This window comes from Escherichia whittamii (assembly GCF_014836715.1).
GTDB classification, from domain to species: domain Bacteria; phylum Pseudomonadota; class Gammaproteobacteria; order Enterobacterales; family Enterobacteriaceae; genus Escherichia; species Escherichia whittamii.
This window is the reverse complement of sequence record NZ_JACSQI010000001.1, coordinates 104568-130116: the sequence shown is the minus strand read 5'-3', so window position 1 is coordinate 130116 and position 25549 is coordinate 104568. Positions and strand designations below refer to the sequence as shown.

Sequence of the window (25549 nt, the reverse complement as noted above, 5' to 3'; positions counted from 1 at the left end):
CATGGCTGATTACCAGGGTAAAAATGTCGTTATTATCGGCCTGGGCCTCACCGGGCTTTCCTGCGTGGACTTTTTCCTTGCTCGTGGCGTGACGCCGCGCGTTATGGATACACGTATGACACCGCCTGGCCTGGATAAATTACCCGAAACGGTGGAACGTCACACTGGCGGTCTTAATGACGAGTGGCTGATGGCAGCCGATCTGATCGTCGCCAGTCCCGGCATTGCGCTGGCGCATCCATCGTTAAGCGCCGCTGCCGATGCCGGAATTGAAATTGTTGGCGATATCGAACTGTTCTGCCGCGAAGCGCAGGCACCGATTGTGGCGATCACCGGTTCTAATGGCAAAAGCACCGTCACCACCTTAGTGGGCGAAATGGCAAAAGCGGCAGGTGTTAACGTCGGCGTGGGTGGCAACATTGGCCTGCCAGCGTTGATGTTGCTGGATGCTGAGTGTGAACTGTACGTGCTGGAACTGTCGAGCTTCCAGCTGGAAACCACCTCCAGCTTACAGGCGGTGGCGGCGAGCATTCTGAACGTGACCGAAGATCATATGGACAGATATCCGTTTGGATTGCAGCAATATCGTGCGGCAAAACTGCGCATTTACGAAAATGCGAAAGTTTGTGTCGTCAATGCCGATGATGCCTTAACGATGCCGATTCGCGGTGCGGATGAACGCTGCGTCAGCTTTGGCGTCAACATGGGTGACTATCACCTGAATCATCAGCAGGGCGAAACCTGGCTGCGGGTGAAAGGCGAGAAAGTGTTGAACGTGAAAGAGATGAAACTTTCCGGGCAACATAACTATACCAATGCGCTGGCGGCGCTGGCGCTGGCTGATGCCGCAGGTTTACCGCGCGCCAGCAGCCTGAAAGCGTTAACCACGTTCACCGGTCTGCCGCATCGTTTTGAAGTGGTGCTGGAGCACAACGGTGTGCGCTGGATTAACGATTCGAAAGCCACCAACGTCGGGAGTACAGAAGCGGCGCTGAACGGCTTGCAGGTAGACGGTACGCTGCATTTGTTGCTGGGCGGTGATGGCAAATCGGCGGACTTCAGTCCACTGGCGCGCTATCTGAATGGCGACAACGTGCGTTTATACTGTTTTGGCCGTGATGGCGCACAGTTAGCGGCGCTGCGCCCGGAAGTGGCAGAGCAAACCGAAACCATGGAGCAGGCGATGCGTTTGCTGGCGCCACGCGTGCAGCCAGGAGATATGGTGCTGTTGTCACCAGCCTGTGCCAGCCTCGATCAGTTCAAGAACTTTGAACAACGGGGCAATGAGTTCGCCCGTCTGGCGAAGGAGTTAGGTTGATGCGTTTATCTCTCCCTCGCCTGAAAATGCCGCGCCTGCCGGGATTCAGTATCCTGGTCTGGATCTCTACGGCGCTAAAGGGCTGGGTGATGGGCTCGCGGGAAAAAGATACCGACAGCCTGATCATGTACGATCGCACCTTGCTGTGGCTGACCTTCGGCCTCGCGGCGATCGGCTTTATCATGGTGACTTCGGCGTCAATGCCGATTGGGCAGCGCTTAACCAACGATCCATTTTTCTTCGCGAAGCGTGATGGCGTTTATCTGATCCTGGCGTTCATTCTGGCGATCATTACACTGCGTCTGCCGATGGAGTTCTGGCAACGTTACAGCGCCACGATGCTGCTTGGATCAATCATCCTGCTGATGATCGTGCTGGTGGTAGGTAGCTCAGTTAAAGGGGCATCACGTTGGATCGATCTCGGCCTGCTGCGTATTCAGCCTGCGGAGCTGACCAAGCTGTCGCTGTTTTGTTACATCGCCAACTATCTGGTGCGCAAAGGCGACGAAGTACGTAATAACCTGCGCGGCTTCCTGAAACCGATGGGCGTGATTCTGGTGCTGGCGGTCTTACTGCTGGCACAGCCAGACCTTGGTACGGTAGTGGTGTTGTTTGTGACTACTCTGGCGATGCTGTTCCTGGCAGGGGCAAAATTGTGGCAGTTCATTGCCATTATCGGCATGGGGATTTCAGCGGTTGTGCTGCTGATCCTCGCCGAACCGTACCGTATCCGCCGTGTTACTGCGTTCTGGAACCCGTGGGAAGATCCCTTCGGTAGCGGCTATCAGTTAACGCAATCATTGATGGCGTTTGGTCGTGGCGAGCTGTGGGGGCAAGGTTTAGGCAATTCGGTACAAAAACTAGAGTATCTGCCAGAAGCGCACACTGACTTCATTTTCGCCATTATCGGCGAAGAACTGGGGTATATCGGTGTGGTGCTGGCGCTTTTAATGGTATTCTTCGTCGCTTTTCGCGCAATGTCGATTGGCCGTAAAGCGTTAGAAATTGACCACCGTTTTTCCGGTTTTCTCGCCTGTTCAATTGGTATCTGGTTTAGCTTCCAGGCACTGGTTAACGTAGGCGCGGCGGCGGGGATGTTGCCAACCAAAGGCCTGACATTACCGCTGATAAGTTACGGTGGTTCGAGCTTACTGATTATGTCGACAGCTATCATGATGCTGTTACGTATTGATTATGAAACACGTCTGGAGAAAGCGCAGGCGTTTGTACGAGGTTCTCGATGAGTGGTAAAGGGAAGCGATTAATGGTGATGGCAGGTGGTACAGGCGGACACGTGTTCCCTGGACTGGCTGTTGCGCACCATTTAATGGCCCAGGGGTGGCAAGTTCGCTGGCTGGGTACTGCCGATCGTATGGAAGCGGACTTAGTGCCGAAGCACGGTATCGAGATCGACTTTATTCGTATTTCTGGTCTGCGCGGCAAGGGTATCAAAGCGTTGCTCGCGGCTCCGCTGCGGATCTTTAACGCCTGGCGTCAGGCGCGGGCGATTATGAAAGCTTACAAGCCCGATGTGGTGCTCGGCATGGGCGGCTATGTTTCCGGGCCAGGTGGTTTGGCGGCATGGTCGTTGGGCATTCCGGTCGTACTTCACGAACAAAACGGCATTGCAGGCTTGACCAATAAATGGCTGGCGAAAATTGCTACCAAAGTGATGCAGGCGTTTCCGGGGGCTTTCCCTGATGCCGAAGTTGTTGGTAACCCGGTGCGTACTGATGTGCTGGCGCTGCCATTGCCACAGCAGCGTATGGTTGGTCGTGAAGGTCCGATTCGCGTTCTGGTTGTAGGTGGTTCCCAGGGGGCGCGCATCCTTAACCAGACAATGCCGCAGGTTGCAGCAAAACTGGGCGATTCAGTAACCATCTGGCATCAGAGCGGCAAAGGTTCGCAACAAACCGTTGAACAGGCTTATGCCGAAGCGGGTCAACCGCAGCATAAAGTGACGGAATTTATTGATGATATGGCGGCGGCCTATGCGTGGGCGGATGTCGTCGTTTGCCGCTCCGGCGCGTTGACGGTGAGTGAAATCGCTGCGGCAGGGCTACCGGCGTTGTTTGTGCCGTTTCAACATAAAGACCGCCAGCAGTACTGGAATGCGCTGCCGCTGGAAAAAGCGGGCGCAGCCAAAATTATCGAGCAGCCGCAGCTTACTGTGGATGCCGTCGCCAACACCCTGGCCGGGTGGCCGCGAGAAACCTTATTAACCATGGCAGAACGCGCCCGAGCTGCATCCATTCCGGATGCCACCGAGCGAGTGGCAAATGAAGTGAGCCGGGCTGCCCGGGCGTAATTGTAGCGATGCCTTTTGCATCGTATGAATTTGAGAAGTTAATGGCGTAAAGAATGAATACACAACAATTGGCAAAACTGCGTTCCATCGTGCCTGGAATGCGTCGCGTTCGGCACATACACTTTGTCGGCATCGGTGGTGCCGGTATGGGCGGTATTGCCGAAGTTCTGGCCAATGAAGGGTATCAGATCAGTGGTTCCGATTTAGCGCCAAACCCGGTCACGCAACAGTTAACGAATCTGGGAGCGACGATTTACTTCAACCATCGCCCGGAAAACGTGCGTGATGCCAGTGTGGTCGTTGTTTCCAGCGCGATTTCTGCCGATAACCCGGAAATTGTTGCTGCTCATGAAGCTCGTATCCCGGTTATTCGTCGTGCTGAAATGCTGGCTGAGTTAATGCGTTTTCGTCATGGCATCGCCATCGCCGGGACGCATGGCAAAACCACGACTACCGCGATGGTTTCCAGCATCTACGCAGAAGCTGGCCTCGATCCAACCTTCGTTAACGGTGGGCTGGTAAAAGCGGCGGGCGTTCATGCACGTTTAGGACATGGTCGTTACCTGATTGCTGAAGCGGATGAAAGCGATGCGTCGTTCCTGCATCTGCAACCCATGGTGGCGATTGTCACCAATATCGAAGCCGACCATATGGATACCTACCAGGGCGACTTTGAGAATTTAAAACAGACCTTTATTAATTTTCTGCACAACCTGCCGTTTTACGGTCGTGCAGTGATGTGTGTTGACGATCCGGTAATTCGCGAATTGTTACCGCGTGTAGGCCGTCAGACCACTACTTACGGTTTCAGCGAAGATGCCGACGTGCGCGTAGAAGATTATCAGCAGATTGGCCCGCAGGGACACTTTACGCTGCTGCGTCAGGACAAAGAGCCAATGCGCGTTACACTGAATGCGCCAGGTCGTCACAATGCCCTGAACGCTGCCGCTGCCGTTGCGGTCGCCACGGAAGAGGGGATTGAAGACGAGGCTATTTTGCGTGCGCTGGAGAGCTTCCAGGGGACCGGGCGCCGCTTTGATTTCCTTGGTGAATTTCCATTGGAACCCGTGAACGGTAAAAGCGGTACGGCAATGCTGGTCGATGACTACGGTCACCATCCGACCGAAGTGGACGCCACTATTAAAGCGGCGCGTGCAGGTTGGCCGGATAAAAACCTGGTGATGCTGTTTCAGCCGCACCGTTTCACCCGTACGCGCGACCTGTATGACGATTTTGCCAATGTGCTGACTCAGGTGGATACCCTGCTGATGCTGGAAGTGTATCCGGCGGGCGAAGCACCTATTCCGGGAGCGGACAGTCGTTCATTGTGTCGTACAATCCGTGGCCGTGGGAAAATTGATCCGATTCTGGTGCCGGACCCGGCGCAGGTGGCCGAGATGCTAGCACCAGTATTAACCGGTAACGACCTGATCCTCGTTCAGGGGGCAGGAAATATCGGAAAAATTGCCCGATCTTTAGCTGAAATCAAACTGAAGCCGCAAACTCCGGAGGAAGAGCAACATGACTGATAAAATCGCGGTCCTGTTGGGCGGGACCTCCGCAGAGCGGGAAGTTTCTCTGAATTCTGGCGCGGCAGTGTTAGCTGGGCTGCGTGAAGGCGGTATTGACGCGTATCCTGTCGACCCGAAAGAAATCGACGTAACGCAACTGAAGTCGATGGGATTTCAGAAAGTGTTTATCGCTCTGCACGGTCGCGGTGGTGAAGATGGTACGCTGCAGGGTATGCTCGAGCTGATGGGCTTGCCTTATACCGGCAGTGGAGTGATGGCATCTGCGCTTTCAATGGATAAACTACGCAGCAAACTGCTTTGGCAGGGCGCTGGTTTACCGGTAGCGCCGTGGGTAGCGTTAACCCGCGCAGAGTTTGAAAAAGGCCTTAGTGATAAGCAGTTAGCAGAAATTTCTGCCTTAGGTTTGCCGCTTATCGTCAAGCCGAGCCGCGAAGGTTCCAGTGTTGGAATGTCAAAAGTAGTAGCAGAAAATGCTCTACAAGATGCATTAAGATTGGCATTTCAGCACGATGAAGAAGTATTGATTGAAAAATGGCTAAGTGGGCCGGAGTTCACGGTTGCGATACTCGGTGAAGAAATTTTACCGTCAATACGTATTCAACCCGCTGGAACCTTCTATGATTATGAGGCGAAGTATCTCTCTGATGAGACACAGTATTTCTGCCCGGCAGGTTTAGAAGCGGCTCAAGAGGCAAATTTGCAGGCATTAGTGCTGAAAGCATGGACGACTTTAGGATGCAAAGGATGGGGGCGTATAGACGTCATGCTGGACAGCGATGGACAGTTTTATCTGCTGGAAGCTAATACCTCACCGGGTATGACCAGTCACAGTCTGGTGCCGATGGCGGCACGTCAGGCGGGTATGAGCTTCTCGCAGTTGGTAGTACGAATTCTGGAACTGGCGGACTAATATGTCGCAGGCTGCTCTGAACACGCGAAACAGTGAAGAAGAGATTTCTTCTCACCGCAATAATGGAACGCGTCTGGCGGGGATCCTTTTCCTGCTGACCGTTTTAACGACAGTGTTGGTGAGCGGCTGGGTCGTGTTGGGCTGGATGGAAGATGCACAACGCCTGCCGCTCTCAAAGCTGGTGTTGACCGGTGAACGCCATTACACGCGTAATGACGATATCCGGCAGTCGATCCTGGCATTGGGTGAGCCAGGTACCTTTATGACCCAGGATGTAAACATCATCCAGACGCAAATTGAACAACGCCTGCCGTGGATTAAGCAGGTGAGCGTCAGAAAGCAGTGGCCTGATGAATTGAAGATTCATCTGGTTGAATATGTGCCGATTGCGCGTTGGAATGATCAGCATATGGTTGACGCTGAAGGAAACACCTTCAGCGTGCCGCCAGATCGCACCAGCAAGCAGGTGCTCCCTATGTTGTATGGTCCGGAAGGCAGCGCAAATGAAGTGCTGCAGGGCTATCGCGAAATGGGGCAGATGCTGGCAAAGGACAGATTTACTCTGAAGGAAGCGGCGATGACCGCGCGGCGTTCCTGGCAGTTGACGCTGAATAACGATATTAAGCTCAATCTTGGCCGGGGCGATACGATGAAACGTTTGGCTCGCTTTGTAGAACTTTATCCGGTTTTACAGCAGCAGGCGCAAACCGATGGCAAACGGATTAGCTACGTTGATTTGCGTTATGACTCTGGTGCGGCAGTTGGCTGGGCGCCCTTGCCGCCAGAGGAATCTACTCAGCAACAAAATCAGGCACAGGCAGAACAACAATGATCAAGGCGACGGACAGAAAACTGGTAGTAGGACTGGAGATTGGTACCGCGAAGGTTGCCGCTTTAGTAGGGGAAGTTCTGCCCGACGGTATGGTCAATATCATTGGTGTGGGCAGCTGCCCGTCACGTGGTATGGATAAAGGCGGGGTGAACGACCTCGAATCCGTGGTCAAGTGCGTACAGCGCGCCATTGACCAGGCAGAATTGATGGCAGATTGTCAGATCTCTTCGGTATATCTGGCGCTTTCTGGTAAGCACATCAGCTGCCAGAATGAAATTGGTATGGTGCCTATTTCTGAAGAAGAAGTGACACAAGAAGATGTAGAAAATGTCGTCCATACCGCGAAATCGGTGCGCGTGCGTGATGAACATCGTGTGCTGCATGTGATCCCGCAAGAGTATGCGATTGACTATCAGGAAGGGATCAAAAATCCGGTGGGGCTTTCTGGCGTGCGGATGCAGGCAAAAGTGCACCTGATCACATGTCACAACGATATGGCAAAAAACATTGTGAAAGCCGTTGAACGTTGTGGCCTGAAAGTTGACCAACTGATATTTGCCGGACTGGCATCAAGTTATTCGGTATTGACGGAAGACGAACGTGAACTGGGCGTCTGCGTCGTCGATATCGGTGGTGGTACAATGGATATCGCCGTTTATACCGGCGGGGCATTGCGTCACACCAAGGTAATTCCTTATGCTGGCAATGTCGTGACCAGTGATATCGCTTATGCCTTTGGCACACCGCCAAGCGACGCCGAAGCGATTAAAGTTCGTCATGGCTGCGCGCTGGGTTCCATCGTCGGTAAAGACGAGAGCGTGGAAGTGCCGAGCGTAGGTGGTCGTCCGCCGCGTAGTCTGCAACGTCAGACGCTGGCGGAGGTGATTGAGCCGCGCTATACCGAGCTGCTCAACCTGGTCAACGAAGAGATATTGCAGCTGCAGGAAAAGCTTCGCCAACAAGGCGTAAAGCACCACCTGGCTGCGGGTATTGTATTAACCGGTGGCGCGGCGCAGATCGAAGGTCTTGCCGCCTGCGCTCAACGCGTGTTTCATACGCAGGTGCGTATCGGCGCGCCGCTGAATATCACCGGGTTAACGGATTACGCTCAGGAGCCGTATTATTCAACGGCGGTGGGATTGCTTCATTACGGGAAAGAGTCACATCTTAACGGTGAAGCGGAAGTTGAAAAACGTGTTACAGCATCTGTTGGCTCGTGGATCAAGCGACTCAATAGTTGGCTGCGAAAAGAATTTTAATTTTTATGAGGCCGGCGGTGATTACGGCCTCAGGCGACAGGCACATATCGGAGAGAAACTATGTTTGAACCAATGGAACTTACCAACGACGCGGTGATTAAAGTCATCGGCGTCGGCGGCGGCGGCGGTAATGCTGTTGAACACATGGTGCGTGAGCGCATTGAAGGTGTTGAATTTTTCGCGGTAAATACCGATGCACAGGCGCTGCGTAAAACAGCGGTTGGGCAGACGATTCAGATCGGTAGTGGTATCACCAAAGGACTGGGAGCTGGCGCTAATCCAGAAGTTGGCCGTAATGCGGCTGATGAGGATCGTGATGCACTGCGTGTGGCGCTGGAAGGTGCAGACATGGTCTTTATTGCAGCAGGCATGGGCGGTGGCACCGGTACAGGTGCTGCGCCGGTTGTTGCTGAAGTGGCTAAAGATTTAGGTATTCTGACCGTTGCTGTCGTGACCAAGCCTTTCAACTTTGAAGGCAAGAAGCGCATGGCATTTGCGGAGCAGGGGATCACTGAATTGTCCAAACATGTGGACTCACTGATCACAATCCCGAACGACAAACTGCTGAAAGTTCTGGGCCGCGGTATCTCTCTGCTTGACGCGTTTGGCGCAGCTAACGATGTGCTGAAAGGCGCTGTTCAGGGTATCGCCGAACTGATTACTCGTCCGGGTCTGATGAACGTGGACTTTGCAGACGTACGTACTGTGATGTCTGAAATGGGCTACGCAATGATGGGTTCTGGCGTGGCGAGCGGTGAAGACCGTGCGGAAGAAGCGGCTGAAATGGCTATTTCTTCTCCACTGCTGGAAGATATCGACCTGTCTGGCGCGCGCGGTGTGCTGGTTAACATCACTGCGGGCTTCGACCTGCGTCTGGATGAGTTCGAAACCGTAGGTAACACCATCCGTGCATTTGCTTCGGACAACGCGACCGTGGTTATCGGTACTTCTCTTGACCCGGATATGAACGACGAACTGCGTGTAACTGTGGTTGCGACGGGCATTGGCATGGACAAACGTCCTGAAATTACCCTGGTGACCAATAAGCAAGTTCAACAGCCAGTGATGGATCGCTACCAGCAGCATGGTATGGCGCCGCTGACGCAAGAGCAGAAGCCTGTGGCCAAAGTGGTGAACGACAATACGCCACAAACCGTGAAAGAGCCGGATTATCTGGATATCCCGGCATTCCTGCGTAAGCAAGCTGACTAAGAATTAGCTGGAATTTGGGTTGCGAGGCTCTTTGTGCTAAACTGGCCTGCCGAATGTATAGTACACTTCGGTTGGATAGATAATTTGGCGAGATAATACGATGATCAAACAAAGGACACTTAAACGTATCGTTCAGGCGACGGGTGTCGGTTTACATACCGGCAAGAAAGTCACCCTGACCTTACGACCTGCGCCGGCCAACACCGGGGTCATCTATCGTCGCACCGACTTGAATCCACCGGTAGATTTCCCGGCCGATGCCAAATCTGTGCGTGATACCATGCTCTGTACGTGTCTGGTCAACGAGCATGATGTACGGATTTCAACCGTTGAGCACCTGAACGCAGCGCTCGCGGGCTTAGGCATCGATAACATTGTTATCGAAGTTAACGCGCCGGAAATCCCAATCATGGACGGCAGTGCCGCTCCGTTTGTTTACCTGCTGCTTGATGCTGGTATCGACGAGCTGAACTGCGCCAAGAAATTTGTTCGCATCAAAGAGACTGTTCGCGTCGAAGATGGCGATAAGTGGGCCGAATTCAAGCCGTACAATGGTTTTTCGCTGGACTTCACCATCGATTTCAACCATCCGGCTATCGATTCCAGCAATCAACGCTATGCGATGAACTTCTCTGCTGATGCGTTTATGCGCCAGATCAGCCGTGCGCGTACGTTTGGTTTCATGCGTGATATCGAATATCTGCAGTCCCGTGGCCTGTGCCTGGGCGGCAGCTTCGATTGTGCCATCGTTGTTGACGATTATCGCGTACTGAACGAAGACGGCCTGCGTTTTGAAGACGAGTTTGTGCGTCACAAAATGCTCGACGCGATCGGTGATTTGTTCATGTGTGGTCACAACATTATCGGTGCATTTACCGCTTATAAATCCGGTCATGCACTGAATAACAAACTGTTGCAGGCTGTCCTGGCAAAACAGGAAGCCTGGGAATATGTGACCTTCCAGGACGACGCAGAACTGCCGTTGGCCTTCAAAGCGCCTTCAGCCGTACTGGCATAACGACATCTATACTGTCGTATAAAATTCGACTGGCAAATCTGGCACTCTCTCCGGCCAGGTGAACCAGTCGTTTTTTTTTGAGTTTTTACAGCGTCGTAAGAAATCGGTGCGAACGCTGTTTTCTTAAGCACTTTTACGTGTTACTTATCTTGAATACTGCTGTGGACTTCTGGCTTTAATGATAAGATTTGTGCGCTAAAAACGTTGAATACGATCGGGATGGCAATAACGTGAGTGGAATACTGACGCGCTGGCGACAGTTAGGTAGACGCTACTTCTGGCCGCATCTCTTATTAGGGATGGTCGCGGCGAGTTTAGGTTTGCCTGCGCTCTGCAACGCCGCCGAGCCAAACGCGCCCGCAAAAGCGACAACGCGCAATCACGAGCCTTCCGCCAAAGTTAACTTTAGTCAGTTGGCTTTGCTGGAAGCGAACACGCGCCGCCCGAACTCAAACTATTCCGTTGATTACTGGCATCAGCACGCAATACGCACGGTAATCCGTCATCTCTCCTTCGCAATGGCACCGCAAACGCTGCCCGTTGCCGAGGAATCTATACCGCTTCAGGCGCAACATCTTGCTTTACTGGATACGCTCAGTGCGCTGCTGACTCAGGAAGGCAAGCCGTCTGAAAATGGTTATCGCATTGATTATGCGAATTTTACCCCGCAAGCAAACTTCAGCATGCCCGTCTGGATAAGTCTGGCGCAAGGCATCCGTGCAGGCCCTCAACGCTTCAGCTAACAACAATAAACCTTTACTTCATTTTATTTACTCCGTAATGCGGGGCGTTTGAGATTTTATTATGCTAATCAAATTATTAACTAAAGTTTTCGGTAGTCGTAACGATCGTACCCTGCGCCGGATGCGCAAAGTCGTCAACATTATCAATGCCATGGAACCGGAGATGGAAAAACTCTCCGACGAAGAACTGAAAGGGAAGACGGCAGAGTTCCGCGCGCGTCTGGAAAAAGGCGAAGTGCTGGAAAACTTGATCCCGGAAGCCTTCGCTGTTGTGCGTGAAGCCAGTAAGCGTGTTTTTGGCATGCGTCACTTCGACGTACAGCTGCTCGGCGGTATGGTTCTTAATGAACGTTGCATTGCGGAAATGCGCACAGGTGAAGGTAAAACCCTGACCGCAACGCTGCCTGCTTACCTGAACGCATTAACCGGTAAAGGCGTACACGTTGTTACCGTCAACGATTACCTGGCGCAACGTGACGCCGAAAACAACCGTCCGCTGTTTGAATTCCTCGGCTTGACCGTCGGCATTAACCTGCCGGGCATGCCAGCACCGGCAAAGCGTGAAGCTTACGCGGCTGACATCACTTACGGTACGAACAACGAATACGGCTTTGACTACCTTCGCGACAACATGGCGTTCAGCCCTGAAGAACGTGTACAGCGTAAACTGCACTATGCGCTGGTGGACGAAGTGGACTCCATCCTGATCGATGAAGCGCGTACACCGCTGATCATTTCTGGCCCGGCAGAAGACAGCTCGGAAATGTATAAGCGCGTAAATAAAATCATTCCGCACCTGATCCGTCAGGAAAAAGAAGACTCCGAAACCTTCCAGGGCGAAGGGCACTTCTCGGTGGATGAAAAATCTCGCCAGGTGAACCTGACCGAACGTGGTCTGGTACTTATTGAAGAGCTGCTGGTGAAAGAAGGCATTATGGATGAAGGTGAGTCGCTGTACTCTCCGGCCAATATTATGCTGATGCACCACGTAACGGCGGCGCTGCGTGCTCACGCGCTGTTTACCCGCGACGTCGATTACATCGTTAAAGATGGCGAAGTTATCATCGTTGACGAACATACCGGTCGTACCATGCAGGGGCGTCGCTGGTCCGATGGTCTGCACCAGGCTGTGGAAGCGAAAGAAGGTGTGCAGATCCAGAACGAAAACCAAACGCTGGCTTCGATCACCTTCCAGAACTACTTCCGTCTGTATGAAAAACTGGCGGGGATGACCGGTACTGCTGATACCGAAGCCTTCGAGTTCAGTTCCATCTACAAGCTGGATACTGTAGTCGTTCCGACCAACCGCCCGATGATTCGTAAAGATCTGCCAGATCTGGTCTACATGACCGAAGCGGAAAAAATTCAGGCGATCATTGAAGATATTAAAGAGTGTACCGCGAAAGGTCAGCCAGTGCTGGTTGGTACTATTTCTATCGAGAAATCGGAACTGGTATCAAACGAGCTGACCAAAGCTGGTATCAAACACAACGTTCTGAATGCTAAATTCCACGCCAACGAAGCGGCAATCGTTGCTCAGGCAGGCTATCCGGCTGCGGTGACCATCGCGACCAACATGGCGGGTCGTGGTACTGACATTGTGCTTGGTGGTAGCTGGCAGGCGGAAGTTGCCGCGCTGGAAAACCCGACCGCAGAGCAAATTGAAAAAATTAAAGCCGACTGGCAGGTGCGTCACGACGCGGTACTGGCGGCAGGTGGCTTGCATATCATCGGTACTGAGCGTCACGAATCTCGTCGTATCGATAACCAGCTGCGCGGCCGTTCTGGTCGTCAGGGGGATGCCGGTTCTTCCCGTTTTTACCTGTCGATGGAAGATGCGCTGATGCGTATTTTTGCCTCTGACCGTGTGTCCGGCATGATGCGTAAGCTGGGTATGAAACCAGGCGAAGCCATTGAGCACCCGTGGGTAACCAAAGCGATCGCCAACGCCCAGCGTAAAGTTGAAAGCCGTAACTTCGACATTCGTAAACAGCTGCTGGAATACGATGACGTCGCTAACGATCAGCGTCGCGCCATTTACTCCCAGCGTAACGAACTGCTGGATGTCAGCGATGTGAGTGAAACCATCAACAGCATTCGTGAAGATGTGTTCAAAGCGACCATCGATGCCTACATTCCGCCACAGTCACTGGAAGAAATGTGGGATATTCCAGGTTTGCAAGAGCGTTTGAAAAACGACTTCGATCTTGATTTGCCGATTGCCGAGTGGCTGGACAAAGAGCCGGAACTGCATGAAGAGACGCTGCGTGAGCGTATCCTGGAGCAGTCCATCGAAGTGTATCAGCGTAAAGAAGAAGTGGTTGGTGCTGAGATGATGCGTCACTTCGAGAAAGGAGTGATGCTGCAAACGCTTGACTCCCTGTGGAAAGAGCATCTGGCGGCGATGGACTATCTGCGCCAGGGTATCCACCTGCGTGGCTACGCGCAGAAAGATCCGAAGCAGGAATACAAACGTGAATCGTTCTCCATGTTTGCGGCGATGCTGGAATCGTTGAAATATGAAGTCATCAGCACGTTGAGCAAAGTACAAGTACGCATGCCGGAAGAAGTTGAAGAGCTTGAGCAGCAGCGTCGTATGGAAGCTGAACGTTTAGCGCAAATGCAGCAGCTTAGTCATCAGGATGACGACGCTGCAGCCGCAGGTGCGTTGGCAGCGCAAACCGGCGACCGTAAAGTTGGACGTAACGATCCTTGCCCGTGCGGTTCTGGTAAAAAATACAAGCAGTGCCATGGTCGCCTGCAATAAAAGCTAATTGTTGAAATAAAAGGCGCAGGATTCTGCGCCTTTTTTATAGGCTTAAGACAATGAAAAAACTGCAAATCGCGGTAGGTATTATTCGCAACGAAAACAACGAAATCTTTATAACCCGTCGCGCCGCAGATGCGCACATGGCAAATAAGCTGGAGTTTCCGGGCGGTAAAATAGAAACGGGAGAAACGGCAGAACAAGCGATGGTGCGGGAGCTTCAGGAAGAAGTCGGAGTTACTCCACAACGTTTTTCGCTGTTTGAAAAGCTGGAGTATCAGTTCTCTGACAGGCATATCACACTGTGGTTCTGGCTGGTCGAGTGCTGGGAAGGGGAACCGTGGGGGAAAGAGGGGCAGCCCGGTGAGTGGATGGCGCTGACCAGCCTCAATGCAGAAGATTTTCCGCCAGCCAATGAACCGGTAATTGCGAAGCTTCGACGTCTTTAAGTCGGATAAGGCGTTTACGCCGCATCCGACATTTGCACAAGCTGCCTGATGCGACGCTGGCGCGTTTTATCAGGCCTGGGTAGTTTTCTAACTCATTGATAAATTGGGTTTTGTAGGTCGGATAAGGCGTTTACGCCGCATCCGACATTTACACACGATGCCTGATGCGACATCAGACAAATGTCACTGCTTTGGCTCTTCGCTCCAGTCATCGGACTCAGAAAGATCGCCACTGCTGGGGATTCGTTTCTCTTCAGCAGCCCATTCTCCGAGGTCAATCAACTGGCAGCGTTTGGAACAAAATGGCCGAAATGGGCTGACTTCACCCCACACCACCGTTTTCCCGCAGGTTGGGCAACTCACCGTAATAGTTTCAGACATTTTTACTCCTTAGCAACAGGCCAGTTCGAAATCCAGACGTTCCGGTACTTGTCCATTTTCACTGTCCAGCGGCATAAAGCGAATGGCAAAACGGCTCTTATGACCGGAAATTTGCGGATAAAGCTGTGAATCGAGCGCCAGATTCAGGCGTAACAAATCGGCGTCTTCGCCATTATCCTGATAAAAACCGTTCAGACTGGTCAGTTTGCGGAACGGTGCCGACTGACGAATCAAATCTAACACCATTGTAAGTGCCTGTGTCAGCGGGCTCAGGCTGGCAATCCAGGTTTCTACCTGACTGTCGCGCTGCGACTGGGGTAAATGCAACCAGATATGCAACGTAGGTAAATCAAAGCTGCAACAACCGCCGGGAATGCTCAGACGCTGGCGCACCAGGGCTATCATCCTGTCTTCACGCAGAAATTGCCCGATACGCGGCGCGGAAATCAGCACGCTACCTGCGGCCTTCAACTGCTGAATTAATGCTTCAATACGGCTTTGGTCCACGCCAGGCACACCAATCCAGGTCTGGAGTTTACGCTGTTGACGTTCCAGCTCTTTCAAGAGCTCGGTACGAACTTCTCCACGCTCGAATACATCCAGCAATTCACTAACATTACGGAAGAAATGCAGAGCACCAGCGTAGTTGGCAATAGGCAAATTTACGGTGAGTTGTTGAATTAAAAACTCAATGCGCAGCCATGTACGCATTTTTTCATTTAGCGGATGTTCAAAAAGGACCTGGGTCTGCATTAAGGTTTTTCCTGTGAGACAAACTGCGACGCGAGTTGCATATAGTGTGCGTGCAGGCGGGCAACATCTGATGCAATAGCATTCGGTGTGCCGTTATTATCAATGACGTCATCTGCCACCGCAAGACGGGCTTCGCGCGTTGCCTGGGCAGCAAGAATTTGTTCGACATGCTCGCGAGTGACATCATCACGTTGCATAGTGCGCATAAGCTGAGTTTCTGGGCTGACATCCACCACCAGTACACGATTCGCTTTTTTATGCAGCGAATTTTCAACCAGCAATGGCACAACCCACAGTACATAAGGTGAAGTTGATTGCTGGATCTGGCGTTGCGTCTCCTGCTGAATCAGAGGATGCAGCAGGGCATTAAGCCAGTTTTTCTCTTCCGGATGGGCGAAGATCCGTTCGCGCAAGGTGCGACGTTGCAATGTTCCATCAGCAGCAATAATGTCAGCGCCAAAGTGTTCAGCAATGGCACGCAGTGCAGGTGTACCTGGTTCAACCACCTGACGCGCAATAATATCGGCATCAATGACATTAATTCCGAGGTCAGCAAATGCATTTGCAACGGTACTCTTGCCACTGCCAATGCCGCCTGTTAAGGCAACTGTATACCTCATAATCTATATTCCTGGGAATTCATCATGATTATCAAAATGTTAATAAAGAGCGCGCGAAAGCGAAATTGATGAAACGTTCGCCCACTATTTACCAGGTAAATTTATGGGATTGTAGCGTAAAAAAAGACAATTTCGCAGTCTTGCGCCATATCGATTAGTGCGTATGATAGCGTCACTGGAGTTGCGCTCTTACCCTTATAGCCATTAACCCCAGGAATCTGCACATGCGTATCGAAGAAGATCTGAAGTTAGGTTTTAAAGACGTCCTCATCCGCCCTAAACGCTCTACTCTTAAAAGCCGTTCCGATGTTGAACTGGAACGTCAATTCACCTTCAAACATTCAGGTCAAAGCTGGTCCGGCGTGCCGATTATCGCCGCAAATATGGACACCGTAGGCACTTTTACTATGGCTACGGCACTGGCTTCTTTCGATATTCTGACCGCTGTACATAAACATTACTCTGTTGAAGAGTGGCAAGCGTTTATCAACAATTCTTCCGCTGATGTGCTGAAACATGTGATGGTTTCTACTGGCACGTCTGATGCGGATTTCGAAAAAACTAAACAAATTCTCGACCTGAATCCGGCGTTAAACTTCGTTTGTATTGATGTTGCGAATGGATATTCTGAGCACTTCGTGCAGTTTGTTGCGAAGGCACGTGAAGCGTGGCCGACCAAAACCATTTGTGCAGGTAATGTGGTAACTGGCGAAATGTGTGAGGAGCTTATCCTCTCCGGTGCCGATATCGTTAAAGTTGGCATTGGCCCTGGCTCTGTTTGTACAACTCGCGTGAAAACGGGCGTCGGTTATCCGCAGCTTTCTGCGGTGATCGAATGTGCCGATGCCGCGCACGGTCTGGGCGGGATGATCGTCAGCGATGGCGGTTGTACCACACCGGGCGATGTGGCTAAAGCTTTTGGTGGCGGTGCCGATTTCGTAATGCTGGGCGGAATGCTGGCGGGTCACGAAGAGAGCGGCGGCCGTATTGTTGAAGAGAACGGCGAGAAATTTATGCTGTTCTACGGTATGAGCTCCGAGTCTGCGATGAAACGTCACGTTGGCGGCGTTGCGGAATATCGCGCAGCAGAAGGTAAAACCGTTAAGCTGCCTCTGCGCGGTCCGGTTGAAAATACCGCGCGTGATATTTTAGGCGGCCTGCGTTCAGCCTGCACTTACGTTGGGGCTTCACGCCTGAAAGAGTTGACCAAGCGCACCACGTTTATCCGCGTACTGGAACAAGAAAACCGCATCTTCAATAACCTGTAATCTCCCAATGCTGGCGTGGAGCAACACGCCAGCATTATCCCGCCCCACTCATCGCATCGCCCAGATGGAAAATTGGCAGATACATTGCCACTACTAACGTACCGATAATTCCTCCGGTAATGACCAGCAACGCTGGTTCCAGTAAGGCGGCAAGGTTATCTGCCAGGGCCAGCGTGTTATCCCGATGATGATGGGCAAGATTCTCCAGCATGAGATCCAGCGACCCGGATGTCTCTCCTGTTCTCACTAACTGCAAACAGAGCGAGCTAAACTCCCCTGCATTTTTTAGCGCCAGCCAGATGGGCTGACCGTTACTGATATCATGCTGAATTTGTGTCAGAAGTTGCGCCCAGTACGGGCAGCGTATCGTCTCTCTGACGCTCTCAACCCCCTGCAAAAAAGTAATCCCCGCACTTTGTGTCAGTGCCAGAATCGTAAAGATCTGCGTGAGTTTTTGTCCCCGCATCAGGGCTCCCATAATCGGGATGCGTAATAACCATTTCTGCCGCGCAATAAGCCAGGTTGGGCGACGCATCAGCAGCTTGTTGGCTATCGCCAACAGAAAGCCGAGCACTATCAACAGCCAGCCCCATTCGCCACTAAAGTCTGCCAGCGTCATGATCCCCTGCGTTAGTGCAGGTAGCGGTGTGTTAAAGGTTTTATAGATAGCGGCAAATTCAGGCAGAACAAAATGCAGCATTGCCACAACGACCATTATCGCCATCGTTAAAATGATAATGGGGTAACGCAACGCTGATTTCACTTTGTCGGCCAACTGGCGCTGGGCTTTTTGCTGACGCGCCAGTTCAAAGCAGCATTCATCCAGCTTACCGGTCATTTCCCCCGTGCGGATCATCGACTGGTAAAGTGGCGGAAAAACCTCTGACCAGGGCAATAAGGCACTGGAAAAGGCCACGCCCTGTTCGAGATCGTGAGCCAGCGATTGCAACAATGCCTGCCATTGCTTACTTGGATGCTGTTCAGCCAGCAGTGCCAGCCCTTCAGAAAGCGTTAACCCGGCTTTAAGTAGCGTCGCCAGTTGATGAATGACTTCCGCGCTTTTATCTCCGCGCCACTGTGCAGAACTGATATTGACTCGCTTCAGGTGCAGTGGGGTAACCCTTTGCTGCTGTAGATCCAAAAGTAGCAAAGCGCGACTCTCTGACCATTGCATCCCATCTTGCGCGTTGCCGTCACGAGTTATGCCATGCCATCGCCAGAGTTGCTTATTCGCCATGCGGCATCCCCAACACGCGGATTAACTCTTCAAAGGTGGTTAAGCCCTGTTCCACGGCCAGGCAGCCGTTTTCAAAAAGTGTGCGCATCCCTGTCCGCTTGGCGTGTGTTTCCAGCGATCCAACTTCAGCATTAGAGGAAATAAGCTGGCGTATGGCTGGCGTAATGGGCAGAACTTCAAACAGGGCGGTACGACCATAAAAACCGTGGTAGCAATGTTCACAACCTGGTGCCTGCCAGCGGGACAGCGGAGATGACCATATATTGTCTGGAAGACGAATCGGTTCCTCTTGCCGTTGGCGACAATGCGGGCAAAGTTTACGTACCAGACGCTGGGCTATTACCAGAGTGAGGGCCGACGAGAGCATCCAGCGGGCAACGCCCATTTGCTGTAAACGTACCAGTGTTTCGCAGGTGGAGTTGGTGTGTAGCGTGGACAATACCAGATGACCCGTTTGTGCGGCTTTAATGGCGATTTCTGCCGTTTCGCCATCGCGGATCTCTCCGATCATGATGACGTCGGGGTCCTGGCGCAATAACGCACGCAAAACGCCCTGAAAGGTAAGACCGGCACGCGGATGGATTTGCGTCTGGTTTATCCCGGCGATGGGGATCTCAACCGGATCTTCCACGCTGCAAATATTAATATCAGCGGTATTCAGCGTTTGCAGGGCGCTATACAGCGTGACTGTTTTGCCGCTTCCGGTTGGGCCTGTTACCAGCACCAGCCCCTGTGGTTGCTGCAAGGCGTGGGTAAAGTCCGTCAGTTGTGACGGTTGCATCCCCAGCGTGTTGACATTCAGCGCCTGGTCCACCTGCTGTAACAACCGTAATACTACCTTTTCACCGCCGCGACATGGCAAGGTAGCAATGCGAAATGAGACGGCGTTCCCCGTCAGTTCGACAGTGAATTGCCCGTCTTGCGGCAGGCGATGTTCTGCAATATCCAGGCTTCCCAGCACTTTTAACCTGGCGGTTAAAGCGACCCCGGCATCCAGTGAAATATCAGGTAAAGGATGCAGCACGCCGTCGATACGCAAGCGGATGCGATAGCTATTGTCCGCTGGTTCGATATGAATATCAGATGCGCGTTGTTCCAGTGCAGATTGCAACGTATGAGTCAGCAACTCTGCTTTGGGCTGATGCTTATCGTGAACGGCCACGGGCAATGTCTGTTGTGAGCGACTGGCGTGACCTTCCATTTGTTGGCGCGTCCAGCAGGTAATCTCAATACGTTTAGTGGTAGCGAAATACAATGCATCCAGCAACTCATGTGAGGGGGCGTCGACCACCGCAACATGAACCACTTCTTCGCTGGCATCCAGTAAGACCCCCTGGTAACGCAGACACAGGGCGGTGAGCTGTGAAATATTCATTGCCGCTCCTTAGTTGGCGTCATCAAAGCGGAAGACGTCTTCGCAGGCTTGCTGCAATGCGCTGTCACTTTGAATATTGCAGTTACGCGTCCAGCCGGTGACACCGTTAGCGTTATCCCAACCGGGCGTCATGATGACGCTTAAACCATTGAGGCTCTCTTGCCCGGTCAGCGACACTACTCCCTTTGCCACGCTCATAGCAGAAACATAGCGGGTAGTGGTGGGCGAGGGGATGCCATTGCTGCCGCCGTCGCAGGTGTCCAGTCCGCCATGTTCCAGTGCGCATAACTCTATGGCGGTGCGGTAAGGCACAAAGGTTTGTAGCATGTCGGTGAGAGCGGCTTTGCGCAGGTAGTTCTGATAAGCCGGAATGCCAATGGCGCTTAAAATGGCAATGATGCCAATAACCACCATCAGTTCGATAAGTGTAAAACCGCGTTGCTTGTCCATCTGTTTCGCTCCTTGATTTGGTTAGCGCTACTTTGGCAAACGCCATCAGCACAGGCGAGGGGCAAAAAACGAAACGGGAAGGCGGCTTCAGATGTTTTTTATTACGTTGCAGCAAAAGACAGAAAATTTGCGAGGCGTTACGAAGAAAGGAGGGAAGGGAAGAATATCCGCCCCGTTACAGAGCGGATAAGTCTGTCAGCAGTTAGCGAAAACGCATTGAAAGGTCGAGTGCCTGCACGTGCTTGGTCAGCGCGCCGACGGAGATAAAGTCCACGCCTGTTTCGGCAAATTCGCGCAGCGTTTTGTCGGTGACGTTGCCAGACACTTCCAGCAGCGCCTTGCCGTTGGTGCGTTTAACTGCTTTGCGCATCTGTTCTGTGTCGAAGTTATCCAGCATGATGATATCGGCACCTGCTTTCAGGGCTTCATCAAGTTCTTCCAGATTCTCTACTTCAACTTCTACGGGCGCATCTGGATGCAGCCAGGACGCTTTTTCGACCGCCTGGCGCACTGAGCCGGAGGCAATAATATGGTTTTCTTTGATCAGGAAGGCATCAGAAAGCCCCAGACGGTGATTCGCTCCGCCGCCGCAAAGTACCGCGTATTTCAGAGCCGAACGCAGACCAGGCAAGGTTTTTCGCGTATCCAGCAACTGTGTGTCGGTGCCTTCCAGCAATTCAACATAGTGGCGAACCTTACTGGCTACGCCAGAAAGAGTTTGTACAAAATTAAGTGCAGTACGTTCGCCGGTTAACAGCACGCGGGATGGGCCTTCGAGTTCGAAAAGGAGCTGATTGGCGTTAATGACATCACCGTCATCCACATGCCAGATAATGGTGACATCGTCGCCTGCCAGTTGAATAAACACCTCTTCAACCCAGCGTTTGCCGCAAAATACGCCATTCTCGCGGGTGATCACCGTGGCATGAGAGCGAGAATTTTCCGGTAAAAGTTTTGCCGTAATGTCGTTGTTGGCATCAACTGTTCCGCCTAAATCTTCCCGCAACGCCTGGGCCACCGCGCCGGGGATATCGAGATTAATGCGTTCCAGCAGCTCGTCACGTCGGGTGTCAGGGTTATAGCGGCGAGGCGGCATGTTAAAACTCCAGATAGCTAACGAATCATAAGGTAGAAACATGCTACTCTGAACCGGGTATTAGCACCACATATAAGGAGATCCTGCATGTTGTTAGAACAGGGGTGGCTGGTCGGCGCGCGCCGCGTTCCCTCACCACATTACGATTGTCGCCCGGATGACGAAACTCCCACCTTGCTGGTGGTGCACAATATTAGCCTGCCGCCAGGCGAGTTTGGCGGTCCGTGGATTGATGCATTATTCACCGGGACTATTGATCCGCAGGCACATCCCTTCTTTGCCGAGATTGCCCATTTACGCGTTTCCGCTCACTGTTTGATTCGCCGTGATGGTGAAATTGTCCAGTATGTTCCTTTCGATAAACGCGCCTGGCATGCGGGGGGATCTCAGTATCAAGGTCGCGAGCGCTGTAATGATTTTTCTATTGGGATTGAGCTGGAAGGCACTGATACGCTGGCTTATACCGATGCGCAGTATCAGCAACTGGCGGCGGTTACGCGGGCGCTGATTCATCGCTATCCAGATATCGCTAATAACATGACGGGGCATTGCGATATTGCGCCGGATCGTAAAACCGATCCTGGTCCTGCATTTGATTGGGCACGGTTTCGTGCGCTGGTCAGCAAGGAGACAACATGACGCTATTCACAACCTTACTGGTGTTAATTTTCGAGCGCCTGTTTAAGCTGGGCGAGCACTGGCAGCTCGATCACCGCCTCGAGGCGTTCTTTCGGCGGGTGAAACATTTCTCGCTGGGGCGCACATTAGGAATGACCATTATTGCGATGGGGGCGACCTTTTTACTGTTGCGCGCGTTGCATGGGTTATTGTTCAACGTCCCGACGCTGGTGGTGTGGCTGTTGCTTGGTTTACTGTGTATTGGCGCAGGTAAAGTTCGTCTCCATTATCATGCTTATCTGACCGCAGCTTCTCGTAACGATAGCCATGCCCGTTCCACGATGGCTGGCGAGTTAACCATGATTCATGGCGTCCCCGCAGGCTGCGATGAGCGTGAGTTTTTGCGTGAACTGCAAAATGCCCTGTTGTGGATTAACTTTCGTTTTTACCTTGCGCCGCTGTTCTGGCTGATTGTGGGGGGAACCTGGGGGCCCGTTACCCTGACGGGGTATGCGTTTTTGCGTGCATGGCAATACTGGCTGGCGCGTTACCAGACGCCGCATCATCGTTTACAGTCGGGAGTTGACGCCGTGCTTCATGTACTGGATTGGGTGCCAGTTCGCCTTGCGGGCGTAGTTTATGCCTTGATTGGTCACGGTGAGAAAGCGTTGCCTGCCTGGTTTGCTTCACTGACCGATTTCCATACATCGCAATACCAGGTACTAACGCGTCTGGCGCAGTTTTCTCTGGCGCGTGAACCGCATGTCGATAAGGTGGAGACGCCGAAAGCAGCGGTTTCAATGGCGAAGAAAACTTCGTTCGTGGTTGTGGTAGTGATTGCGCTGCTGACGATTTACGGGGCGTTGGTGTAGTGCCCGGCGATATACACCGGGCAATGTAATCAGTAAGTTTCCGCAGGTGGGATGCCAAAGTCAGGCATCCCATTTTCGTCCCAGCGAATTAATTTTAAGCGAGTATGACGGTTGGGATCGTAAAGTGGATCGCCTTCAATTTCGGTGTAATTACGTGCGTGGTAGACCAATACATCATCACCGTCTGGGGTTTGGGTAAAGCTATTATGGCCAGGGCCATACTGTTGGTTTGCATAGCTGGTCGAAAAGACCGGGTGGGTCGATTTATGCCAGTTCTCTGGCACTTTCGGGTCAGCGTCAATGTCTATCCACAATAACCCCATGCAGTAGTTCTCATCGGTGGCACTGGCAGAGTAACTAATAAATAGTCGGTTACCATGCGTCACAACAGCCGGACCTTCATTGACCCAGAATCCGCGACATTCCCAGCCATACTCTGGTTTGCTCAACATCACCGGCTCGCCTTTAATCGTCCATGGGTTTTCCATTTCTGCCAGATAAATATTTGAGTTCCCTGCGATATCCGGCGCTTTTTGCGCCCATAGATACCACTGTTTTCCCTGATGGTGAAAGGTGGTGGCATCAAGGGCAAACGTATCAAATGGTGTTTTAACTTGCCCTTTTTCAACCCACGTTCCGGTGAGCGGATTGGCATCACGGCATTCGAGGACAAACATCCGGTGCTGAAACATTCCCAGTTTGTCGAGCGCTTGAGTGTGGGTAGCTGCAAAATAGATATACCACCGGTCTTCAATATGATGCAGCTCCGGTGCCCAGATAAGCTCGCTCATGGGACCGCTTTGCGGTTTACGCCACACCACGACAGGAGTGGCGCTTCGCAGTCCGATGAGTGAATTTGCCCGGCGAATTTCCAGCCGGTCATACTCCGGCACCGAGGCGATAAAGTAATAGTTGTTGCCATCGCGCAGGATAAAGGGATCGGCGCGTTGCTCGATAAACGGATTCGGCCAGTCTTGCATTAGGCTTTCCTTACTGTTTCTACAGCGTTTATTTCCTGATAATCATTAAGTTCGCGGTAATTGGTACGACGTTTTTCCAGATCGCTTTGAATGCGTTTCATCAGTTCGCGGTCTACTTTTAGTAAACGGACCACTCCCGCGGTAATCAGATAACCCACTCCGGGAATGACGGTAAAGAGCAGCACAATACCGTTAATCGCCGTGGCGCTTTGGGCTTTCGCACCAGCATCGTAGCCGTACCATGAGAGCAGAAAGCCCACCATCGCCCCGGCAATGGCCAGGCCCAGTTTCAGGAAGAAAAGGTTACCGGAGAAGCTGATGCCGGTGATACGTTTACCGGTCTTCCATTCGCCGTAGTCGTCGACGTCTGCCATCAGTGACCAGTGCAGCGGGGAAGGGATCTGATGCAGAATGTTGAGGAGGAAGTAAAGCACCACAATCATCACCGTGGCGTGCGGATCGAAGAGGTAAAATGTGCAGGAAAAAATGGCCAGCGCGATGTTGGTCCAGAAGAAGACTTTCAGTTTGCACCAGCGGTCGGTTAACACTTTCGCCAGCATACTACCAATCATCATTCCGACAACGCCGAGGCTAATAAAGAGTGTGGCAAACTGTGTACTCTCTCCCATTACCCAGGTCACATAGTACATGGTTGCTGCCATGCGGATGAATCCTGGGCAGACGTTACATAAGGTGAGCAGCAAAATGCGCACCCACTGATCGTTTTTCCAGACATCTTTAAAATCATTCTTCATGTCGTCATGTGTGGGTACCGCCGGACGAATGCGCTCGCGAACAGTGGCAAAACAAAATAGAAACATGCACATGCCGATTATCGCCAGTACGGTCATCGCCAGTTGATATCCCTTCGCTTTGTTATCGCCGCCAAATAGATCCACCATCGGCAGTAGCGTCAGCGAGAGCAGAAGTGTGGCGATCCCTACCATTACAAAACGGTACGACTGACAGGCCACACGTTCTTGTGGATCGTTAGTGATTACACCGCCTAACGAACAGTAAGGAATGTTGATGGCGGTGTAAGTCAGGGAGAGCAGGAAATAAGTGGCAAAGGCATAGATAACTTTGCTGCTGTAGCTCCACTCCGGCGTGGTGAACATCAGGATGCTAAACAGTGCGTAGGGGAAAGCAATCCACAGCAACCAGGGGCGAAAACGACCATATTTGCTTTGAGTCCGGTCTGCAATGGCGCCCATAATCGGGTCAGTTACGGCATCAATGACGCGTACCGAAAGTAATAATACGCCAACCAATGCGGGGGCAAGACCAAAAATATCCGTATAAAAATAGTTAACAAACAGCATGATAGCACCAAAGATGATGTTGCATCCTGCATCGCCCATCCCATAGCCGATCTTTTCTCTTACTGATAATTTACTGCTGTTCATAGAGAAGACTCCCCATCAAGTGATGAAGATAATTATTCGCTTGATATGGGAAAATTGCGTTGCAGGATAGCGCCACTGATATGGAGGATATAGCTATACAGGGAAAAGTGTGAGGCAGGTAACAACCCTCACCCAGAACGGGTGA

The 25549-nt window shown here is 52.2% G+C and carries 24 protein-coding genes; 15 read left to right on the top strand and 9 right to left on the bottom strand.

The genetic code is table 11. From position 1 onward, the window contains the following. Position 1: 1 nt before the first annotated feature. From murD to mutT, 12 genes are all read left to right on the top strand, one after another. On the top strand, positions 2-1318 hold the full coding sequence (gene murD, locus H9644_RS00590) for a UDP-N-acetylmuramoyl-L-alanine--D-glutamate ligase (protein WP_191772691.1): 1317 nt from the start codon (positions 2-4) through the stop codon (positions 1316-1318). Continuing rightward, positions 1318-2562, top strand: coding sequence for a cell division protein FtsW (gene ftsW, locus H9644_RS00585; protein ID WP_010345404.1), 1245 nt, complete (start codon positions 1318-1320; stop codon positions 2560-2562). The genes murD and ftsW overlap by 1 nt, the downstream gene beginning before the upstream one ends. After that, positions 2559-3626 (top strand): undecaprenyldiphospho-muramoylpentapeptide beta-N-acetylglucosaminyltransferase, encoded by a 1068-nt coding sequence (gene murG, locus H9644_RS00580; RefSeq protein WP_064525184.1) that lies wholly within the window; start codon positions 2559-2561, stop codon positions 3624-3626. Before ftsW ends, murG begins: the two co-directional genes overlap by 4 nt. Before the next feature lie 53 nt (positions 3627-3679). Then, positions 3680-5155 (top strand): UDP-N-acetylmuramate--L-alanine ligase, encoded by a 1476-nt coding sequence (gene murC / locus H9644_RS00575; RefSeq protein ID WP_191772688.1) that lies wholly within the window; start codon positions 3680-3682, stop codon positions 5153-5155. Next, on the top strand, positions 5148-6068 hold the full coding sequence (gene ddlB, locus H9644_RS00570; protein ID WP_130235921.1) for a D-alanine--D-alanine ligase: 921 nt from the start codon (positions 5148-5150) through the stop codon (positions 6066-6068). The genes murC and ddlB overlap by 8 nt, the downstream gene beginning before the upstream one ends. A gap of 1 nt (position 6069) precedes the next feature. Then, the gene (gene ftsQ / locus H9644_RS00565) at positions 6070-6900 is read left to right on the top strand and encodes a cell division protein FtsQ (RefSeq protein ID WP_000075731.1); all 831 of its coding nucleotides are present in this window, start codon (positions 6070-6072) and stop codon (positions 6898-6900) included. After that, positions 6897-8159, top strand: coding sequence for a cell division protein FtsA (ftsA, locus tag H9644_RS00560; protein ID WP_000588474.1), 1263 nt, complete (start codon positions 6897-6899; stop codon positions 8157-8159). Before ftsQ ends, ftsA begins: the two co-directional genes overlap by 4 nt. A 60-nt stretch (positions 8160-8219) precedes the next feature. Then, positions 8220-9371, top strand: a complete 1152-nt coding sequence (gene ftsZ / locus H9644_RS00555) for a cell division protein FtsZ (RefSeq protein WP_191772686.1) — start codon at positions 8220-8222, stop codon at positions 9369-9371. Positions 9372-9471: 100 nt separating this feature from the next. Continuing rightward, positions 9472-10389 carry a UDP-3-O-acyl-N-acetylglucosamine deacetylase gene (lpxC, locus tag H9644_RS00550; RefSeq protein WP_000595482.1) on the top strand — a complete coding sequence of 306 codons (918 nt, stop codon included), beginning with the start codon at positions 9472-9474 and terminating at the stop codon, positions 10387-10389. 230 nt (positions 10390-10619) lie between these two features. Further along, complete coding sequence (gene secM, locus H9644_RS00545) at positions 10620-11132, top strand: secA translation cis-regulator SecM (RefSeq protein ID WP_191772684.1); 513 nt, start codon at positions 10620-10622, stop codon at positions 11130-11132. A gap of 61 nt (positions 11133-11193) precedes the next feature. Next, positions 11194-13899 (top strand): preprotein translocase subunit SecA, encoded by a 2706-nt coding sequence (gene secA, locus H9644_RS00540; protein WP_191772682.1) that lies wholly within the window; start codon positions 11194-11196, stop codon positions 13897-13899. 59 nt (positions 13900-13958) lie between these two features. Then, positions 13959-14348: an 8-oxo-dGTP diphosphatase MutT gene (mutT, locus tag H9644_RS00535; protein WP_191772680.1), complete on the top strand. Its 390-nt coding sequence runs from the start codon at positions 13959-13961 to the stop codon at positions 14346-14348. 183 nt (positions 14349-14531) lie between these two features. Here mutT and yacG read toward each other — a convergent pair whose 3' ends face one another. From yacG to coaE, 3 genes are read right to left on the bottom strand one after another with little or no spacing between them, the layout of a single operon-like run. Then, positions 14532-14729 (bottom strand): DNA gyrase inhibitor YacG, encoded by a 198-nt coding sequence (gene yacG / locus H9644_RS00530; RefSeq protein ID WP_064525164.1) that lies wholly within the window; start codon positions 14727-14729, stop codon positions 14532-14534. Between the two features lie 9 nt (positions 14730-14738). Next, positions 14739-15482, bottom strand: coding sequence for a cell division protein ZapD (gene zapD, locus H9644_RS00525; protein WP_191772677.1), 744 nt, complete (start codon positions 15480-15482; stop codon positions 14739-14741). Further along, entirely contained in the window at positions 15482-16102 is a 621-nt protein-coding gene (gene coaE, locus H9644_RS00520) for a dephospho-CoA kinase (RefSeq protein WP_191772675.1), read from the bottom strand. Before coaE ends, zapD begins: the two co-directional genes overlap by 1 nt. Positions 16103-16326: 224 nt before the next feature. On the opposite strand from coaE, the gene guaC reads away from it, so the two are divergent. Then, positions 16327-17370, top strand: coding sequence for a GMP reductase (guaC, locus tag H9644_RS00510; RefSeq protein ID WP_001217354.1), 1044 nt, complete (start codon positions 16327-16329; stop codon positions 17368-17370). 34 nt (positions 17371-17404) lie between these two features. Here the strand turns inward: guaC and hofC are convergent, their stop codons facing one another. The 4 genes from hofC to nadC form a co-directional block, all read right to left on the bottom strand. After that, complete coding sequence (gene hofC, locus H9644_RS00505; protein ID WP_191772673.1) at positions 17405-18607, bottom strand: protein transport protein HofC; 1203 nt, start codon at positions 18605-18607, stop codon at positions 17405-17407. Further along, positions 18597-19982 (bottom strand): type II secretion system protein GspE, encoded by a 1386-nt coding sequence (gene gspE, locus H9644_RS00500; RefSeq protein WP_191772670.1) that lies wholly within the window; start codon positions 19980-19982, stop codon positions 18597-18599. The genes hofC and gspE overlap by 11 nt, the downstream gene beginning before the upstream one ends. A 9-nt stretch (positions 19983-19991) precedes the next feature. Further along, positions 19992-20432: a prepilin peptidase-dependent pilin gene (gene ppdD / locus H9644_RS00495; protein ID WP_064525149.1), complete on the bottom strand. Its 441-nt coding sequence runs from the start codon at positions 20430-20432 to the stop codon at positions 19992-19994. A gap of 202 nt (positions 20433-20634) precedes the next feature. After that, positions 20635-21528, bottom strand: coding sequence for a carboxylating nicotinate-nucleotide diphosphorylase (gene nadC, locus H9644_RS00490; protein ID WP_064525146.1), 894 nt, complete (start codon positions 21526-21528; stop codon positions 20635-20637). A gap of 87 nt (positions 21529-21615) precedes the next feature. Here nadC and ampD point away from each other — a divergent pair, with 87 nt between their 5' ends. Continuing rightward, on the top strand, positions 21616-22167 hold the full coding sequence (gene ampD, locus H9644_RS00485) for a 1,6-anhydro-N-acetylmuramyl-L-alanine amidase AmpD (RefSeq protein WP_191772668.1): 552 nt from the start codon (positions 21616-21618) through the stop codon (positions 22165-22167). After that, positions 22164-23018, top strand: coding sequence for a beta-lactamase regulator AmpE (gene ampE / locus H9644_RS00480; protein ID WP_191772666.1), 855 nt, complete (start codon positions 22164-22166; stop codon positions 23016-23018). Before ampD ends, ampE begins: the two co-directional genes overlap by 4 nt. 29 nt (positions 23019-23047) lie before the next feature. Here ampE and H9644_RS00475 read toward each other — a convergent pair whose 3' ends face one another. Both H9644_RS00475 and H9644_RS00470 read right to left on the bottom strand, forming a co-directional pair. Continuing rightward, positions 23048-23998 carry a glycoside hydrolase family 43 protein gene (locus H9644_RS00475; RefSeq protein WP_191772664.1) on the bottom strand — a complete coding sequence of 317 codons (951 nt, stop codon included), beginning with the start codon at positions 23996-23998 and terminating at the stop codon, positions 23048-23050. Continuing rightward, a complete protein-coding gene (locus H9644_RS00470; protein WP_191772662.1) occupies positions 23998-25404 on the bottom strand; it encodes a glycoside-pentoside-hexuronide (GPH):cation symporter in 1407 nt (468 codons plus the stop codon). The genes H9644_RS00475 and H9644_RS00470 overlap by 1 nt, the downstream gene beginning before the upstream one ends. Positions 25405-25549: the final 145 nt, after the last annotated feature.